This window comes from Mesorhizobium sp. B2-3-7, from assembly GCF_006442695.1.
Lineage (GTDB): Bacteria > Pseudomonadota > Alphaproteobacteria > Rhizobiales > Rhizobiaceae > Mesorhizobium.
Genome location: NZ_VFVV01000002.1, coordinates 134,629 through 149,609, shown reverse-complemented (window position 1 = coordinate 149,609; position 14,981 = coordinate 134,629). Strand labels below are relative to the sequence as shown.

General features: G+C 64.9%; 13 protein-coding genes. 1 reads left to right on the top strand and 12 read right to left on the bottom strand.

Annotation, left to right across the window (positions count from 1 at the left end; all coding sequences use genetic code 11):
* Positions 1–39: 39 nt before the first annotated feature.
* The 3 genes from phnY to FJ940_RS04630 all read right to left on the bottom strand — a co-directional run bounded on the left by phnY (position 40) and on the right by FJ940_RS04630 (position 4,217).
* Complete coding sequence (phnY, locus tag FJ940_RS04640) at positions 40–1,497, bottom strand: phosphonoacetaldehyde dehydrogenase (RefSeq protein WP_140555610.1); 1,458 nt, start codon at positions 1,495–1,497, stop codon at positions 40–42.
* A 238-nt stretch (positions 1,498–1,735) separates the two neighbouring features.
* Positions 1,736–2,992 carry a phosphonoacetate hydrolase gene (gene phnA, locus FJ940_RS04635; RefSeq protein WP_140583901.1) on the bottom strand — a complete coding sequence of 419 codons (1,257 nt, stop codon included), beginning with the start codon at positions 2,990–2,992 and terminating at the stop codon, positions 1,736–1,738.
* Between the two features lie 25 nt (positions 2,993–3,017).
* A complete protein-coding gene (locus tag FJ940_RS04630) occupies positions 3,018–4,217 on the bottom strand; it encodes a 2-aminoethylphosphonate--pyruvate transaminase (protein WP_140497584.1) in 1,200 nt (399 codons plus the stop codon).
* 293 nt (positions 4,218–4,510) lie between these two features.
* Here FJ940_RS04630 and FJ940_RS04625 point away from each other — a divergent pair, with 293 nt between their 5' ends.
* Positions 4,511–5,380 carry a LysR substrate-binding domain-containing protein gene (locus tag FJ940_RS04625; RefSeq protein WP_140497582.1) on the top strand — a complete coding sequence of 290 codons (870 nt, stop codon included), beginning with the start codon at positions 4,511–4,513 and terminating at the stop codon, positions 5,378–5,380.
* Here the strand turns inward: FJ940_RS04625 and FJ940_RS04620 are convergent.
* The 9 genes from FJ940_RS04620 to FJ940_RS04580 all read right to left on the bottom strand — a co-directional run bounded on the left by FJ940_RS04620 (position 5,377) and on the right by FJ940_RS04580 (position 14,896).
* Entirely contained in the window at positions 5,377–7,854 is a 2,478-nt protein-coding gene (locus tag FJ940_RS04620; RefSeq protein WP_140655531.1) for an FAD-dependent oxidoreductase, read from the bottom strand. The two genes, FJ940_RS04625 and FJ940_RS04620, sit on opposite strands and share 4 nt — an antisense overlap.
* Before the next feature lie 84 nt (positions 7,855–7,938).
* Positions 7,939–8,727: a DeoR/GlpR family DNA-binding transcription regulator gene (locus tag FJ940_RS04615; RefSeq protein WP_140655528.1), complete on the bottom strand. Its 789-nt coding sequence runs from the start codon at positions 8,725–8,727 to the stop codon at positions 7,939–7,941.
* A gap of 127 nt (positions 8,728–8,854) precedes the next feature.
* Positions 8,855–9,136: a UxaA family hydrolase gene (locus tag FJ940_RS04610; protein ID WP_140497576.1), complete on the bottom strand. Its 282-nt coding sequence runs from the start codon at positions 9,134–9,136 to the stop codon at positions 8,855–8,857.
* On the bottom strand, positions 9,133–10,032 hold the full coding sequence (locus tag FJ940_RS04605; RefSeq protein ID WP_140497574.1) for an NAD(P)-dependent oxidoreductase: 900 nt from the start codon (positions 10,030–10,032) through the stop codon (positions 9,133–9,135). Before FJ940_RS04605 ends, FJ940_RS04610 begins: the two co-directional genes overlap by 4 nt.
* Positions 10,033–10,084: 52 nt before the next feature.
* Positions 10,085–11,317 carry a PhnD/SsuA/transferrin family substrate-binding protein gene (locus tag FJ940_RS04600; protein WP_140564386.1) on the bottom strand — a complete coding sequence of 411 codons (1,233 nt, stop codon included), beginning with the start codon at positions 11,315–11,317 and terminating at the stop codon, positions 10,085–10,087.
* A 24-nt stretch (positions 11,318–11,341) separates the two neighbouring features.
* The gene (locus FJ940_RS04595) at positions 11,342–12,148 is read right to left on the bottom strand and encodes an ABC transporter ATP-binding protein (protein WP_140497569.1); all 807 of its coding nucleotides are present in this window, start codon (positions 12,146–12,148) and stop codon (positions 11,342–11,344) included.
* On the bottom strand, positions 12,145–12,897 hold the full coding sequence (locus FJ940_RS04590; RefSeq protein ID WP_140583911.1) for an ABC transporter permease: 753 nt from the start codon (positions 12,895–12,897) through the stop codon (positions 12,145–12,147). Before FJ940_RS04590 ends, FJ940_RS04595 begins: the two co-directional genes overlap by 4 nt.
* Positions 12,894–13,664, bottom strand: a complete 771-nt coding sequence (locus tag FJ940_RS04585; RefSeq protein ID WP_140497565.1) for an ABC transporter permease — start codon at positions 13,662–13,664, stop codon at positions 12,894–12,896. The genes FJ940_RS04590 and FJ940_RS04585 overlap by 4 nt, the downstream gene beginning before the upstream one ends.
* Before the next feature lie 35 nt (positions 13,665–13,699).
* Positions 13,700–14,896 carry a UxaA family hydrolase gene (locus FJ940_RS04580; protein ID WP_140525091.1) on the bottom strand — a complete coding sequence of 399 codons (1,197 nt, stop codon included), beginning with the start codon at positions 14,894–14,896 and terminating at the stop codon, positions 13,700–13,702.
* Positions 14,897–14,981 lie beyond the last annotated feature (85 nt).

The following is a 14,981-nucleotide window of genomic DNA, read 5'->3' as shown; positions in this document are numbered from 1 at the left end:
GAACGCTCCCTCGGTTGTTCTGTCAGCCGAGCCGTCCGGTCAGGACCAGGGCAGCGAAAACGTCTTCACATTGGTATAGCTCTTCATTGCCTCGATGACGCCTTCCTTGTAGCCATTGCCACTGTCCTTGATGCCGCCGAACGGCGACATCTCGATGCGGTAGCCCGGCACTTCCCAGATGTTGACGGTGCCGACCTCAAGGCCGGTGATGTATTTCTGCATGCGCGGAAACGAGTTGGTGCAGACGCCCGACGACAGGCCGAAGGCGGTCGAGTTGGAGAGCCTGATCAGCGCCTCGTCATCGTCCGGTGCGCGCACGATCGGGATGATCGGGCCGAAGGTCTCTTCCATCACCAGTTCGGATGTGTGCGGCACGCGATCGACGACGATCGGCGGCAGCAGCGCGCCTTGCCGGCCCGGATTGTAGAGGATTTCGGCGCCCTGCCCGGCGGCCATGTGGACCCGGGCTTCGAAGAGTGCCGCCGCCTTCTCGTGCACGACGGTGCCAAGATCTGTCGTGCGGTCCATGGGGTCGCCGAAGCGGATCTTCCTGGCCCGCTCCAGCACCAGCGGCACGAAGCGGTCGGCGACGCTTTCCTGGACAAGGATGCGCTTGACCGCCGTGCAGCGCTGGCCGGAGTTCTTCGTGGCGCCGGCGACGGCGAGATCCGCGGCCCTGGCCAGATCGTCGTCCGAGAGATCGTTGAGGACGATCAGCGGATCGTTGCCGCCGAGCTCCAGCACCTGGCGCTTGTAGCCGGCGGTGCGGGCGATCATCTTGCCGACCGGCACGCCGCCGGTAAAGGTGATCAGGTCGATATTGTCGTTGGTGATCATCTCGTTGCCAATGTCGGCCGGCCAGCCGGTCACCACCGAGAGCATTTCCGGCGGCAGGCCGGCTTCGTAGAGGATGTCGGCCAAAAGCAGCGCCGTCATCGGCGTCAGTTCGGTCGGCTTGACCACCACGCAATTGTTGGTGGCGATCGCCGGCGCCACCTTGTGCGAGACCATGTTGAGCGGATGGTTGAACGGGGTGATCGCCGAGATCGCCTTCAGCGGCTCGCGCGTGGTGAAGATCTTGCGCGCCTTGCCGTGCGGGGTGAGATCGCAGGAGAAGATCTGGCCGTCATCCTGGATGCACATCTGCGCCGACAATGTGAACACGTCATAGGCGCGGCCGACCTCATAGAGCGAATCCGTCTTGGAGATGCCGAGCTCGAGCGTAATGAGATCAGATATTTCTTCCCGGCGCGACGCCAGTTTTTCCGCCGTGCGGAACAGGATCTGCTGGCGCTCGTAGCGCGTCAGCTTCGACCTGTAGCCGGCGGCGATCTCGAAGGCCTGGCGGGCATGCTCGGCGCGGCCGGCGGGCACGGTGCCGATAACCGCATTGGTATAGGGGTAGTGGACAGGAACGACGCCGTCGGCGTCGACCTTGCGACCAGCTATGCGCATCGGTTCGTGGCGGACTTTGATCGAAGTATCGAGCTTGGTCATCGGTTCCGTTCCAGCAATTCGAAGGAGAAAGTGGTGCAACGGATTGTCGACCCCCACTCCGGCCCTTCGGGCCACCTCTCCCCCGATCGACGGGGGAGAGGAAATCAGGTGAGGTCGGCGCCACCACGTTTCCGGGCTAAGCCGCCGCTAGCCCTGGCGCCTTTCCTCTCCCCCGTCGATCGGGGGAGAGGTGCCGAGCGAAGCTCGGCGGAGTGGGGGTCGACAATCACGCTCGAGATCAAGCCTGCGCGGCCGCCATCGTCGCGTAGTAGAACGCGTCGAAGTTCCTCAGCACGGGCTCATCAGGCAAATCGGCCAGCACGCGGTTGACGATGAACGGCACCTCCTGCTCGGTCAGCCCGCCATGCGAGCGCAGCGGCTCGTTGAGGGCTGCCAGGTCGTGGCGGTGTTCCGAGGTGCCGATCGTCTTGTTCTGCGTCGAGATCAGCACGATGTCGCCGATGCGGTCGGCCGGCAGTTCGAAACGCTCGCAGGCGGTCGGGCTGTCGACAACCAGCATGATGCCGTCGATCTTCGCCAGCCGCGCCATGATGTCGGCCTGATCGGCGCCGTCAGGAAGGTAGGCGGTGGCGAACGAGCCGAGCGCGCCGTGATGCACGACATAGGGATCTGTGATCGGCAGAATGACGCGCGCGGCATCCTTGCCCAGCCATTCGTCGAGCAGGTCCTGGACATAGACGACGTCAGGCGAACCATCCTGCTTGTGCTTGGGCTTCATGCCGTGGTCGGCGGTCACCACGATTGCCGCGCCCAGCGCATCAAGCTCGGCCAGGTACTTGTCGAACATCTCGTAGAAGGCGTTGGCCTGCGGCACGCCGGGCGCGTATTTGTGCTGCACATAGTCGGTGGTGGTCAGGTACATGATGTCGGGGCGGAATTCCTTCAGCAGTTGGACGCCGGCGGCGAAGACGAATTCCGACAGTTCGGCCGAATAGACTTCCGGCACCGGCAGCCCAAAGTGCTTCGAGGCATTGTCGATGCCGTGCTCGGCCTTGGTGGTGGTGTCGGATTTTTCGGCCGAGAAGCACAGCGCGCGGCCGTCGTCGAAGGCGAGGCCCTTGCCGAGCAGCGCACGCAATTTGTCCTTGGCGGTGACCACCGCGACCTTGGCGCCGGCATCGTAGAAGGCCTGGAAGATGGTCGGCGCGCGCAGGAAGCGCGGGTCGTTCATCATCACTTCCTTGCCGGTTTCGCGCTCGTAGAGATAGTTGCCGCAAATGCCGTGCACCGAGGGCGGGCGGCCTGTGGCGATCGACAGATTGTTGGGGTTGGTGAAGCTCGGAATGACAGAATGCGCAAAACGCACCGTGCCTTTCTGCTTGATCTTCTCCAGCGCCGGCATCAGCCCGGCCTTGATGGCTTCGTCGAGATAGGCCGGCTCGCAGCCGTCGAGGCAGATGGCGATGGCCGGCACACGTGGCCAGGCGTAGGTGCGGCCGTTGACCGCGACGTTGATGGGAGACATCTGGTTCATCGAAATCCTCAAAAATTCTGCCGCTTCAGGCGGCGAGTTTGGCGCGCTCGGCGATTGCCGCGGCGGGAGGAGCGGCGGTGTCGACGTCCATCTCCTTCAGCGACTGCGCCGCCGCCTCTACGACGCGGCGCATGACATGTTCGTCCATCTGGCCGATGCAGCCGATACGGAAGCTATCGACGACGGTCAGCTTGCCCGGATAGATGATGAAGCCCTTGTCCTTCATCAGCTCGTAGAAGCGGTCGAAGGCGAAGTTGGCGTGGGCCGGGTTGAAGAAGGTGACGATGATCGGCGACAGCCAGCGATCCCTGAGCAAAGTCTCGAAGCCGAGCTCGCGCATGCCGGCCACCATCACGTCGCGGTTCCTGGTGTAGCGGGCGCCGCGGCCGGCAACGCCGCCCTCGGCCTCGTGCTGGCGAAGCGCTTCAAGGAAGGCGGCGACGACATGGGTCGGCGGAGTGTAGCGCCACTGCCCGGTCTTGTTCATATGCGCCCACTGCGCATGGACGTCGAGCGACAGCGAATGGCTGCGGCCCTTGGCGGCTTCCAATTCGCTCTTGCGGGCGATGATGAAGCCGAAGCCCGGCACGCCCTCGATGCACTTGTTGGCGGACGAGACCATCGCCTCGTAGCGGATCTCGTTCACGTCGAGCGCGATGGCGCCGAAGGCGCTCATGGAATCGACCAGCAGCTTGCGGCCCTTGGCATGGACGGCTTCGGCAATCTCGGCGACGGGGTTGAGGATGCCGGAACTGGTCTCGCAATGGATGGCGATCACATGCGTGATGGCAGGATCGGCCTCGAGGGCGGCGGCCACCTCGTCGCCGCGCGGCGGCAGGTAGTCGCCCTTGTCGATCAGCGTATAGGCGCGGCCGAGATACTGCATGGTCTGGGCCGCGCGCAGGCCGTAGGCGCCATTGGCCAGGACCAGAACCTTGCCGTCCTTCGGCACGAACGAACCCAGCATCGCCTCGACGCAAAAGGAGCCGCTGCCTTGCATCGGCACACAGTCGAATTCGCCTTTCGCATCGCCGGTCAGCGCCAGCAGGCGGCGGCGCATGTCTGACGTCATGGCGCGGAAATCGCCGTCCCAGGATCCCCAGTCGCGCAGCATCGCCTGCTTGACCGGATAGGAGGTGGTGAGCGGCCCGGGCGTCAGCAGGTATGGCTCGCCCAGCGCCGGACCGGCCAACGGCTCCGCGGCAAATTTCGTCTCGGCGAGCATAGTGTCCTCCGCTGCTTTTTATGTGGGGCCATTCTTGGCTGGAACGACGTATTTGTAAAATCGTTATTTTGTATTGATGTATAAGCTCACCCGATGATCTGGCTTGCAGTCGAATTATTGCCCGGCGGGATAATCGCGCCTCCAGCCGAGCGCAGCCTGCGTGGTATCCATGACACGTGCGTGACCGTGGGCGATCCTCCCCAGATATAAGAAGAATCGTTCCTTCATGCCTTTTTGCCTGCGAGGCTTATGATAGGTTGGCGGCCGGAACTCGGATCTAGAAAGGTGAGAACATGCGCTACGTTCAATTGCGAGCCTTTCACCAGGTGGCGATATCAGGCGGGTTTTCACGTGCCGCGGAAGCGCTGTTCCTGACGCAGCCGGCAATTTCGGACCAGGTGCGCAAGCTCGAGGAAGAATATGACGTGCTGCTGTTCAACCGGAACAAGAAGCAGGTCACGCTGACCCATTCGGGCCAGAAGCTGCTCGAAATAACCCACCGCATGTTCGATACCGAGCAGCAGGCGCTCGAGCTTCTGACGGAATCGCGCGCCCTGCGCTCCGGCACGCTGCGCATCGTCGCCGACGCCGCGCATCATCTGCTTCACATCCTCGGCAGTTTTCGCGCGCGCTATCCCGGCGTCCAGGTTTCGCTGCGCGCCGGCAACACCGAGACGGTAATCAGCAGCCTCTACAGCTATGATGCCGACATCGGCGTGCTGGGCGAGGTGCCGACCGGACGCGACTTCGAGGTGCTGAAACTCAATTCGACGCCGATCATCGCTTTTGCGTCGGTCGATCATCCGCTGTCGGGCAAGAAATCATTGAGTCTCAAGCAACTCGCGCAGGAATCGCTGGTCATGCGGGAGCGCGGCTCCAAGACGCGCCAGAAGCTCGAGGATCTGGCCGCGGCATCGAAGGTCGAACTCAGGCCGGTGATCGAGGCCGAAGGCCGTGAAGCCGTCCGCGAGATCGTCGCCTCGGGTGCCGGCATCGGCTTTGTTTCGGCGGCCGAATTCGGCCAGGATTCGCGGCTGGTAGCGATCGCGCTCGACGCGCCTGAGACGTTGATGGACGAAGCGCTGATCTGCCTGCGCGAACGCAGCGGCGGCAAGCTGGTGCGCGCCTTCCTCGACATGGCGCGTTCGATGTCGGCGGATTAGGCGGCGGCCCTGATCTCCTCCACATCCGCTTTCACCCGTTCCGACTTCGGATCGTAAGGGGTGCGCAAATGTGCCGTGGCCGCGTGGCGAACGCCGGCAAGATCGATCTCGAAACGGCCGCTAGCCAGAAACGCAGCGTCGACGCCCGTCTCGTTCTCGATCAGCCCGAGCGCCACCGAGCGGCCAAGCGTGTGACCGTAGGCGGCCGAGCGGACCTCGCCGACGGGCTTGCCGTCGCGCAGGATCAGCTCGCCGCCCCACAGCATCGGCTCGGCATGGTCGAGCGTGAACAGTACGATGCGTTTTGCTGGCGCCGTCGACGGCTTGGCCTCGACCAGCGCGTCACGGCCGATGAAGCCACCCGGTTTGTCCATGGCGACGGCGAAGCCAAGCCCCGCCTGCCAGGGGCTAATGTCAGGCGTCAACTCACGGCCCCAGGCGCGAAAACCCTTTTCGATGCGCAAGCCATCAAGCGCGTAGTAGCCGGCGTCCAGGAGGCCGAATTCGCCGCCAGCCTCGTGCAGCGCCTCGTAGACGCCGACGGCGAATTCCGTCGGCACGATCAGCTCCCAGCCGAGCTCGCCGACATAGGTCATGCGGTTGGCGTAGGCGGTAGCGTAGCCGATATCGATCTCGCGGATGGTGGCGAAGGGGAAGCCGGCGTTGGAAAGATCGGCCGACGACAATTTGCCCAGGAGATCGCGCGAGCGCGGCCCCATCAGCGCCAGCACCGCGTAGGACGAGGTGACGTCGGTCACGATGGCATGTGCGTCCGGTGGGATGTTCCTGGCGATCCAGTCGGCGTCGTGGACCGCTTGCGCCGAACCGGTGACGATGAGGAATTTTTGCGCACCAAGTCGCATTACGGTGAGATCGCTTTCGTACCCGCCGCGCGCGTTGAGCACGCCCGTGTAAACGGATGTACCGACCGGTACATCGACATTGCCGGCGCAGATGCGGTTGAGCAGGGCACAGGCGTCGCGGCCCTGCACGAGAAGCTTGGCGAAAGAGGTCTGGTCGAATACGGCAACAGCCTCGCGCGTCGCCTTCATTTCGCGCTTGACTGCCTCATGCCAGTTCTGGCGGCCGAAGGCATAATCGTTCCCGGCCCTCTCTCCCGGGGCCGCGAACCAGTTGGCGCGCTCCCAGCCCATCTTGGAACCGAAGCAGGCGCCCCTGGCGGCCAGCCGGTCGTAGAGCGGCGAGCGGCGGAAGGGTCGGGCGGTGTCCAGCTCGCGGTTCGGCCACGGCATGGCGTAATGCAAACCGAGCGTCTCCTTGACGCGATCATGCAGCCAGCGCGGATTGTTGTTGAAGGCGGCGAAGCGCCTGATATCGACAGGCCACAAATCCATGGTCGGCGCGCCGTTGACGATCCACTCGGCCAGCGCCTTGCCGGCACCGCCGGCGCTGGCGATGCCCATCGAGTTAAAGCCGGCGCCAACATAGAAATTCTTCAGCTCCGGCGCCTCGCCGAGGAGAAAATTGTTGTCGGGCGTAAAGCTTTCGGGACCGTTGTAGAACTTCTTGACCTCGGCTTGCGCCAGTTGCGGCACGCGCACCAGCGCGTTTTCCATCAGAATCTCGAACTGATCCCAATCGTCCGGCAGCAGCGCGAACTCGAAATTCTCGGGGATGCCGTTCATGCCCCACGGCTTGGCATGCGGTTCGAAGCCGCCCATGACCAGCCCGCCGACCTCTTCCTTGAAATAGATGAAGCCGTCCGGATCGCGCATGACGGGCAGGTCCGGATGCACACCCTCGATCCGGCCCGTGACGATGTACATGTGCTCGGCCGAATGCAGCGGCACCGAGACGCCGCACATCAGCCCGACCTTACGCGCCCACTGGCCGGCGCAGTTGACGACGATCTCGGCGACGATGTCGCCACGGTCGGTCTCGACACCGCAGGCGACGCCGTTTCTCACCGTGATGCCGGTGACCTTGACCCGCTCGAATATCCTCGCGCCGCGATTGCGCGCGCCCTTGGCGAGCGATTGCGTGAGATCGGTCGGATTGGCCTTGCCGTCGCCAGGCAGCCAGACCGCGCCGACCAGATCGTCCGTCGCCATGACCGGCCACAGATCGCCGGCTTCGCTCGGCGAGATGACATCGATCTCAACCCCTTGCGCACGCGCCGACGCAGCCGTGCGCTTCAGCACCGTCATGCGGTCGGCGGTGCGCGCCACCGACAGCGAGCCGCAATTCTTCCAGCCGGTCGCGAGACCGGTCTCGGCCTCCAGTTCGCCATAGAGTTGAGTGGAGTATCTGATCAGGCTGGTCATGTTGGAATGGCTGCGCAATTGCCCGACCAGGCCCGCGGCATGCCAGGTGGTGCCGCCGCTGAGCTGCCCCTGTTCAAGCAGGACGACGTCGGCCCAGCCAAGCTTCGTCAGGTGATAAGCGACGGAGCAGCCGATGATGCCGCCGCCGACGATCACGACGCGTGCCTGCGTGGGAAATTCATGTGCCATGAGGGGTTCCGCCATCTTGAGGGATGGTCGGCAAGCTAACACAGGAAAGTCAAATATCAAGCCAAAAAGTCACAAAATATCACATCAAGATGCGATGATCAGTTCCGGCCCTTTTTGTAAAAGCGCGTCGGCAAGCGCAGTTTGCGGCCGGGCGTCGACGATAACGCCGGCGGCGCGGTCGAAATTCGGAATCCTGAGCGGCGTCAGCTTGCCGAACTTGCTGCTGTCGAGGACGAAATAGGTTTTGCCGGCGAGCGCGATCATGCGGCCGCGCTGCTCGGCACCGGCCCTGGTGAAATCGGTCACCTCGCCATTCGGCGACAACGCGCCGCCGCCGAGAAAGGCGATGTCGACGCGAAAGCGCGCCATTGCATCGAGCGCATCGATGCCGGAAGCGGCCTCCTCGCCCGGGTCGACTTCACCGCCCAGTATGTGCACGCGCATGCCGGGCACATGGCACAGATGCAGTGCAATCTTCAGGCTGGTCGTGCAGATGGTGAGATCGCGCAGGTCGTTAATGGCCTGCGCGACGGCCAAGGTGGTGGTGCCGGAATCGAGGAAGACCACCATACCGCTGCTGACAAGGCCGGCCGCCGCCCTGCCGATCGCCGCCTTGCCGTGCGCATTCTCCCGGCTGCGCAGGCCCATCGCCGGCTCGCTCGGCTCGAAGCGAGCGGCGCCGCCATGCACGATGCCGAGCCGTCCCTGGTCCGAAAGCAGCTTCAGGTCGCGGCGGATGGTCTCGCGCGAGACGTCGAAAAAGCCGGCCAGTTCGGCGACGCTGACCGAGCCCTGGGCACCCAGGCGCCTCAGGATCTCGTCATGACGGCGGGGAGCAAGGGCACGTGCCGGCAGACGGCTGTCGGGGGACATGAAGAACCTCATATCGAACGAATGATGTTGCAATATGTGGCAGTGAACCGGCCGGAAGGCAACCGCGAGGACGGCGTGGCCATAGTCGATCGATAAGGTCTGGCCCTGTTCGGGTGCTGACCCGGCGTCAGCGTCCGCGCAGGCTTTGCAGATTGTGCACATGGACGTGGTCGCCGGCCGCCACGGCAGCCGTCAGGCGGCCGATCGCCTCGCCGTATTTGCGTATGGTGGAGCCGGCGGCCAGGTCGTGCAACGCCAGCTTATGACCGGCTTGCAACGCGGCGCCGGCCTTGAGGACAACCCCCTCGCGGGCGCCTCGCGTCGTCACTTCGGCGCCTGCCTCGACCGGTTCGACGAGGACAGCCACGTCGTCGTCAGCGTGCAGCACTATGGCTCCAGGCTTGGTCATGCGCCGGCAAGCCGGACCTGGACGCCGGTCGCGTCTTCGCGCAGCTTCAGCACGGCGCCGACATCCTTGCCCGCCATGCCAGCATCCATCGCCTCCCTGAGCACGGCGAGCGTGGCGCCCCCGACCGGCGTCTCGACGCCGAGCGCGTCGTTCATCGCCAGGGCAAGCCGGCAATCCTTGTGGGCAAGCTTGACCATGAAGCCTGGCTCGAAGTCGCCCTTGAGCGCGCGATTGTGCATCGCCACCGCCAATTGCTGGTTCCAGGCCATCGTCGTCTTCAGCACGTTGATCATGGTGTCGAGCGTCAGGCCCGCCTTGGCGCCGGCGACCAGCGCCTCGGAGCTGGCCGTTATCAGCACGCTGGCCAGCAGGTTGTTGGTGAGCTTCATTGCCTGCCCCATGCCGAGCCCGCCGCAATGGATGAGGTCGGCCCCCATGCTCGACAGGATCGGGCGCGCGCGCTCCAGCACGGCGGCATCGCCGCCGATCATCAGCGTCGAGGTTCCGGCGATGGCGTGCTCCACCGTCTTGCCAACAGGGCTGTCGATCATGTCGACGCCGCGTTGCGCCAGCCATGCGCCGATACGCTGGGTGGTCTGCGGGTCGATCGTGCTCATGTCGATATAGAGGCTGCCGGCCCTGAGGCCATGACCGATGCCGTCGGCACCGAGCACGGCGGCCTCCACATCAGGCGCATCCGGCAGCATGGTGATGACGATTTCCGATTGCTGTGCAACCTCGCGCGGCGACGCCGCCGCCCGAGCGCCGGCCTCGACGAGTTTTTTCACCGCCACGGGATTGAGGTCGAAGACCGTCAGCGCGTGTCCCGCCTTGAGCACGTTGCGGGCCATGGGTGCGCCCATGGTTCCAAGCCCGACAAAACCGACTGACGTCATGGATCAACTTCCTTCCCTGAATTACTCTGAATGCGCGTGCCGCCCGAACTCCTCAGGACGGCACTTTCCACTGGTCGAGCTGCCATGCCGGCAGGCCACGCAGATCCTTGGCATTCTTGTCGGTGAAGCCGCTTTCGTCCGGCACCTTGCCCGTGCCCTCATAGGCTTTCTGAAGCAGCGGCGCCGCCTTGCCGAAGGCGGCCTTGACCTGGTCCCAGCTCAGCGCCTCAGGAATCATCTTGCCGGCAACCATGAACTGGGAGATCTGGCTGATCGCCGCCGCATCGCCTTCGGTCGGCCAGATCCAGCCGCGCTGGAAAAGCACCTCGTCGCCGATGACCTTGGCGCCCAGCGCAGGATCGAGCCCCCAATATTTGACTACCGACTGCGAGATCTCCCGCGCGTCGATCTTCTGGAGATCGGCAAGCGCACGTTGCGCGGCCGTCAGGAAGGCCTGGCCGAGCGCGGCATCGTCGCCGACGATGCGGTCGCTGCAGATCCAGAAGGAACGGTGCAAATAGTAGCCGTCGGGGTAGAATTTCGACTTCTTGACGCCGGGCAGCATGTGGCCTTCGCCCTCGCCCGCGGGTCCGCTGTAGCCGGCCTCGGTATAGCCGAACGAATTCATGATCCCGGTGAGGCCGGTTTCGGCATTCGCCTTCAGGAAGGCCGGGTAGATCACCACCGACGCGTCCATGCCCTCCGGGAGGGACGCGGCAACGGCCTGGGTCGGCGTGTTGACGATGTTGATGCCGAAGGCGCGCGGGTCGGCGTCGCCCAGTTCCTGCAGCAGCATTTGCGAGAGCGCGTTGTAGGGGTCGCCGCCGACAAGCGCGCCGACGGTCTTGCCCTTGAGGTCGCCGATGTTCTTGATGGCGGAGCCCTTGCGGGTCGCCAGCACCATGCGCATGTGGCCCTCGCCGACGGTGAGGATGTTGATCGGCTGCGCCTGCGAAAGCAGCCGCACGATCGGCGTGTTGCCCCACATGCCGATGTCGAGATCGCCGGAGACGAAAGCTTCCACCATCGGCAGCGCGGAGGGATAGTCGCGCCAGTCGACCGTCAGGTCGTAGCCGAGTTCGGCGGCCGCCTTCTCCAGCAGCTTTTCGTTGATCATGCGTTGCGTCAGCGGCGAGTTGCCGGCCGCGTAAGGCTGGCGGCCGATGGAGACCTTGGCCGGCTTGCGGTCCTGCGCCCGCACGATCGATGGCATGGCCAGCGCGGCGGCCGCGGCGCCACTCAGGACTGCGCGTCGGTTGAATGCGGTTTCCATAAGTTTCCTCATGACTATCCTCTCCCTGTTGTCGTTTCAGTTCATCGTTGCGCGGTAAGCCTCTTCGCGGATCAGTTCCCAGATCGATTGGCTGAGCCTGGCGAAATCGCCGGAGCGCCGCGTCTCGTCGCCGCGCGGCCTGGGCAGGTCGATGTCGATGACCTGCTTCAGGCGGCCCGGATGGCTGCTTAGCACCGCGACCCGGTCGGCCAGGAACACCGCCTCGTCTATGGCGTGCGTGATGAAGACGACCGTCCGCCGCTCGGCAGCGGGGCGGTCCTGCCCCCAGATGCGCAGCAATTCGTCTTGCAGGATGACGCGGGTCTGGGCGTCCAGCGCCGCTAGCGGCTCGTCCATCAGCAGGATTTCCGGCTCGTTCGCCATCAGGCGCGCCAGTGCCACGCGCTGGCGCATGCCGCCCGATAGCTGGTGCGGGTACTTGTCCTCGGAGCCGGTCAGGCCGACCATTTCGACGGTGCGGTTGACGCGGTCGGCGCGCTGCGCGGGCGAAAGCCCTCGCCCGGCCGGCCCATAGATCAATCCGAACTCGACATTGCCGCGCACGGTGCGCCAGGGAAACAGGGCATAGTCCTGGAACATCACGCCGCGTTCGGCCCCCGGTCCTTCGATCGGCCTGCCGTTCAGGCTCATCGTACCCGACGTCGGCCTGTCGAGGCCGGCGAGCATGTTGAGAACGGTCGTCTTGCCGCATCCGGACGGGCCGACGATAGCCATGAACTCGCCGGCCTTGATGTCCAGCGACAGGCTGTCGACCGCCACCACGGACGCAGATTCCCCGAAGCATTTGCTGACGCCGTCGAGGCGGATCTTGGCATCGCTCATGGCTGGCTCCACGGCACGGCGAAGGCGAGTGCGGCACGCAGGATGCGGTCGAGCGCGAAGGCCACGATGCCGACCGCGATCATGCAGACCACCATGCCGTTGAGGTTGATCGAGTAGGCGTAGAAGACGAACATCATCTGGCCGATGCCGCCGCTGCTGCCGGACTTGGCGCCGACCGCGAGCTCGGCGGCAATGATCGCCGTCCAGGCGATGCCGAGGCCGATGCGCATGCCGACCAGAATGGATGGCAAGGCGGCCGGCAGCAGCACCACCCGCATCCGCGTCAGCGGCGCCAGCCCCATGGTCAGCGCGGCGCGCATCAGACTGGGCTCGATACGCTTCACGCCCGAGATGGTGTTGATCAGGATCGGGAAGAAGGCGGCATAGGCAACGATGGCGACAGCTGCCCCGGAGCCCGAGCCCAACCAGAGGATAACCAGGGGCAGGATGGCAAGTGCCGCTATCGGCCGGAAGGTCTCGACCAGCGGATCGAGATTGCGCTCGACGGCCGGCATGCTGCCCATGGCGATGCCAAGCGGGATCGCCAACAGGGCCGCCGCCGCGAAGCCGGCGAAGACCCGTCCGAGGCTGGTGGCGAGACCGGCCACGAGATCGCCGTCGCGCAGCATGGAAATGGCCGTTTCGGCCACCGTGCTGGGGCGTGGCGCCTGGGCGGAGCCGGACGCGAGAGCTTCCCAGACGACCAGCAGCAGCACGGGAACGATGAGGCGAAGCGCAAACCTGTTCATCGCGCCACCTCCGTCCGCGCCCACGGAGTCAAGACATCAGAGAGCCAGCGCAACCCCTTGTCCGTCAGGAAGCCGAGCAGGCCGATGGCGACGATGAAAGCCATCACCGTCGGCGTCGACAGCATGCTGCGGTAGTATTCGATGGCGTAGCCGAGGCCGTTCGGCGCTCCTACCAGTTCGGCAGCGACGACGGCGGTCCACGAGGCCGCCACCGCAAGCCGTGCCGAGACCAGGATCGCCGGCAGCGCCGCCGGAACGATGACGCGCCGCATGATCGCCCGCCCAGACAGGCCCATCGTGCTGGCCGCCGCGACGAGCCGCCTGTCGACGGCGGCGGCGCCCGCGGCGGTGCCGATCAGCAGCGGGAAGAAGGCGGTATAGAACATGATGAACAGCGGCAGCCGATGGCCGATGCCGAACATGTATAGCGCAAGCGGTATCCATGCGATGCCGGCTATCGGCCGCAGGATCTCCACCGGCAGTTCGAGCAGATCGTTCCAGAGCCGGCTGCGGCCCATCAGCAGCCCGAGCGGCACCGCCACCGCCGCGGCAGCCGCGACGCTTACCAGCAGACGGGCCAGACTGATCCCTGCATTGCCGAGCAGTTCGCCGTTGAGGGCCGTATCGCGCAGCGCAAGCGCAACCGCGACCGGCGACGGCAAGAGCAGCTTCGAAGGCACGAAGAACGAGCCGACATACCAGGCAAGGACGAACAGGCCCATCGTGCGCAAATACACGAACAGGCTGGTCAGGCGCGCAAAGCGCATTGTCCTTTGGCCGGCATCGTTCGAGGAGATAGCCGTCACAACGAGCCCCGCACGCGGGTCGGAACTTCGAGCCCTTCCCCCAAAATCTCGCCGAAGGTGAGGGTGCCGCCGGCGACATCGAGGATGGTCGCCAGCAGCCGGTTCGCCGCTTCGGCGACGGTTTCGATCCCCTCCGAAACCGGGCTGGCGTCGAAATCGATCTGCTCAGGCAGCCGGCGAGCCGTCTCGCGCCGCGCCGTGATCTTGATCGTCGGCGCGAGCGCGCTCGCGGTGCTGTTGCCTGGCCCGGTTGTGAACAGCATGATCTGGGCACCGGCCGCGGCGAAGCCTGTCATCGATTCCGGCGAGAAGGACGGGCCGTCCATGAGGTAAAGGCCGCCGGCGGTGACCGGCTCGGCCATGCCGAGCACGCCGTCGATGCGGCAAGTTCCCGTCTTGGCCAGGGCGCCGAGCGACTTCTCCTCGATCGTGCTCAACCCGCCGCGTATATTCTCCTCGCCCGGATTGTTGCCGGTCAGGCTGTGGCCGGAAGCGGCGGCGAAGCCTTCCTTGCGCTCCACGGCCTGCAGGATCTGTCGTGCCACCGTTGCATCGCGAGCGCGCGCCGCGAGTATATGTTCTGCCCCCAGCCACTCGACGGTCTCACCGACAATGACGGTGCCGCCATGCGAAACCAGAAGATCGACCGCGGCCCCCACGACCGGATTGCTGACCAGACCCGACGTCGCGTCGGAATGGCCGCATTCGATGCCGACCACCAGCTGCGCGCCGGGCAAGGTCTCGCGCCGGATCCGCGAAGCCTCGCGCAGCAACGCCGCACCGCGCCTGATGCCCTCGCCCATGACCGACAGCATGTCCTCATGCTGCTCGGCGAAGGAAACGCTGGCGACCGGCTTGCCGCAAGCCGAAATGCGGGCCGCGACCATCTCGGTCGTCGCCGAATCCACTCCGACCACCAGAACGGCGGCGGCGTTCGGATTGCGGCCGAGACCGACAAGTTGATCAAGGTGCAGGCCGAGGTCCGGCTCGATGTGCCCCCTGCCCGCGCTCGTCGCGGCCAGAAGCGCGCCTTCGAGACCCGCCGCGATTCGCTCGCTGACACGCAGCGCCAAACCATTGATGCACAGGATCAGCACATAGTTGCGGATTCCGGCGCGGCCATCGACCCGCCTGTAGCCACTGAATGGCGGCAGGCCGTCGATTTTGTCGGCACCGGAGGCAGGCAGTGGCATTGGCGTTTCCAAACGGTCGCGAGCGTGGCAATCTCTTCAAATCTCAATATTTGATCAAATGTCGCCTTGGCAAGGGCAAAATTGA

Excerpts from the sequence above, each read along its gene's own strand:
- phnY (WP_140555610.1), bottom strand. The coding sequence starts at position 1,497 with ATGACCAAGCTCGATACTTCGATCAAAGTCCGCCACGAACCGATGCGC.
- phnA (WP_140583901.1), bottom strand. The coding sequence starts at position 2,992 with ATGAACCAGATGTCTCCCATCAACGTCGCGGTCAACGGCCGCACCTAC.
- FJ940_RS04630 (WP_140497584.1), bottom strand. The coding sequence starts at position 4,217 with ATGCTCGCCGAGACGAAATTTGCCGCGGAGCCGTTGGCCGGTCCGGCG.
- FJ940_RS04625 (WP_140497582.1), top strand. The coding sequence starts at position 4,511 with ATGCGCTACGTTCAATTGCGAGCCTTTCACCAGGTGGCGATATCAGGC.
- FJ940_RS04620 (WP_140655531.1), bottom strand. The coding sequence starts at position 7,854 with ATGGCACATGAATTTCCCACGCAGGCACGCGTCGTGATCGTCGGCGGC.
- FJ940_RS04615 (WP_140655528.1), bottom strand. The coding sequence starts at position 8,727 with ATGTCCCCCGACAGCCGTCTGCCGGCACGTGCCCTTGCTCCCCGCCGT.
- FJ940_RS04610 (WP_140497576.1), bottom strand. The coding sequence starts at position 9,136 with ATGACCAAGCCTGGAGCCATAGTGCTGCACGCTGACGACGACGTGGCT.
- FJ940_RS04605 (WP_140497574.1), bottom strand. The coding sequence starts at position 10,032 with ATGACGTCAGTCGGTTTTGTCGGGCTTGGAACCATGGGCGCACCCATG.
- FJ940_RS04600 (WP_140564386.1), bottom strand. The coding sequence starts at position 11,317 with ATGAGGAAACTTATGGAAACCGCATTCAACCGACGCGCAGTCCTGAGT.
- FJ940_RS04595 (WP_140497569.1), bottom strand. The coding sequence starts at position 12,148 with ATGAGCGATGCCAAGATCCGCCTCGACGGCGTCAGCAAATGCTTCGGG.
- FJ940_RS04590 (WP_140583911.1), bottom strand. The coding sequence starts at position 12,897 with ATGAACAGGTTTGCGCTTCGCCTCATCGTTCCCGTGCTGCTGCTGGTC.
- FJ940_RS04585 (WP_140497565.1), bottom strand. The coding sequence starts at position 13,664 with ATGCGCTTTGCGCGCCTGACCAGCCTGTTCGTGTATTTGCGCACGATG.
- FJ940_RS04580 (WP_140525091.1), bottom strand. The coding sequence starts at position 14,896 with ATGCCACTGCCTGCCTCCGGTGCCGACAAAATCGACGGCCTGCCGCCA.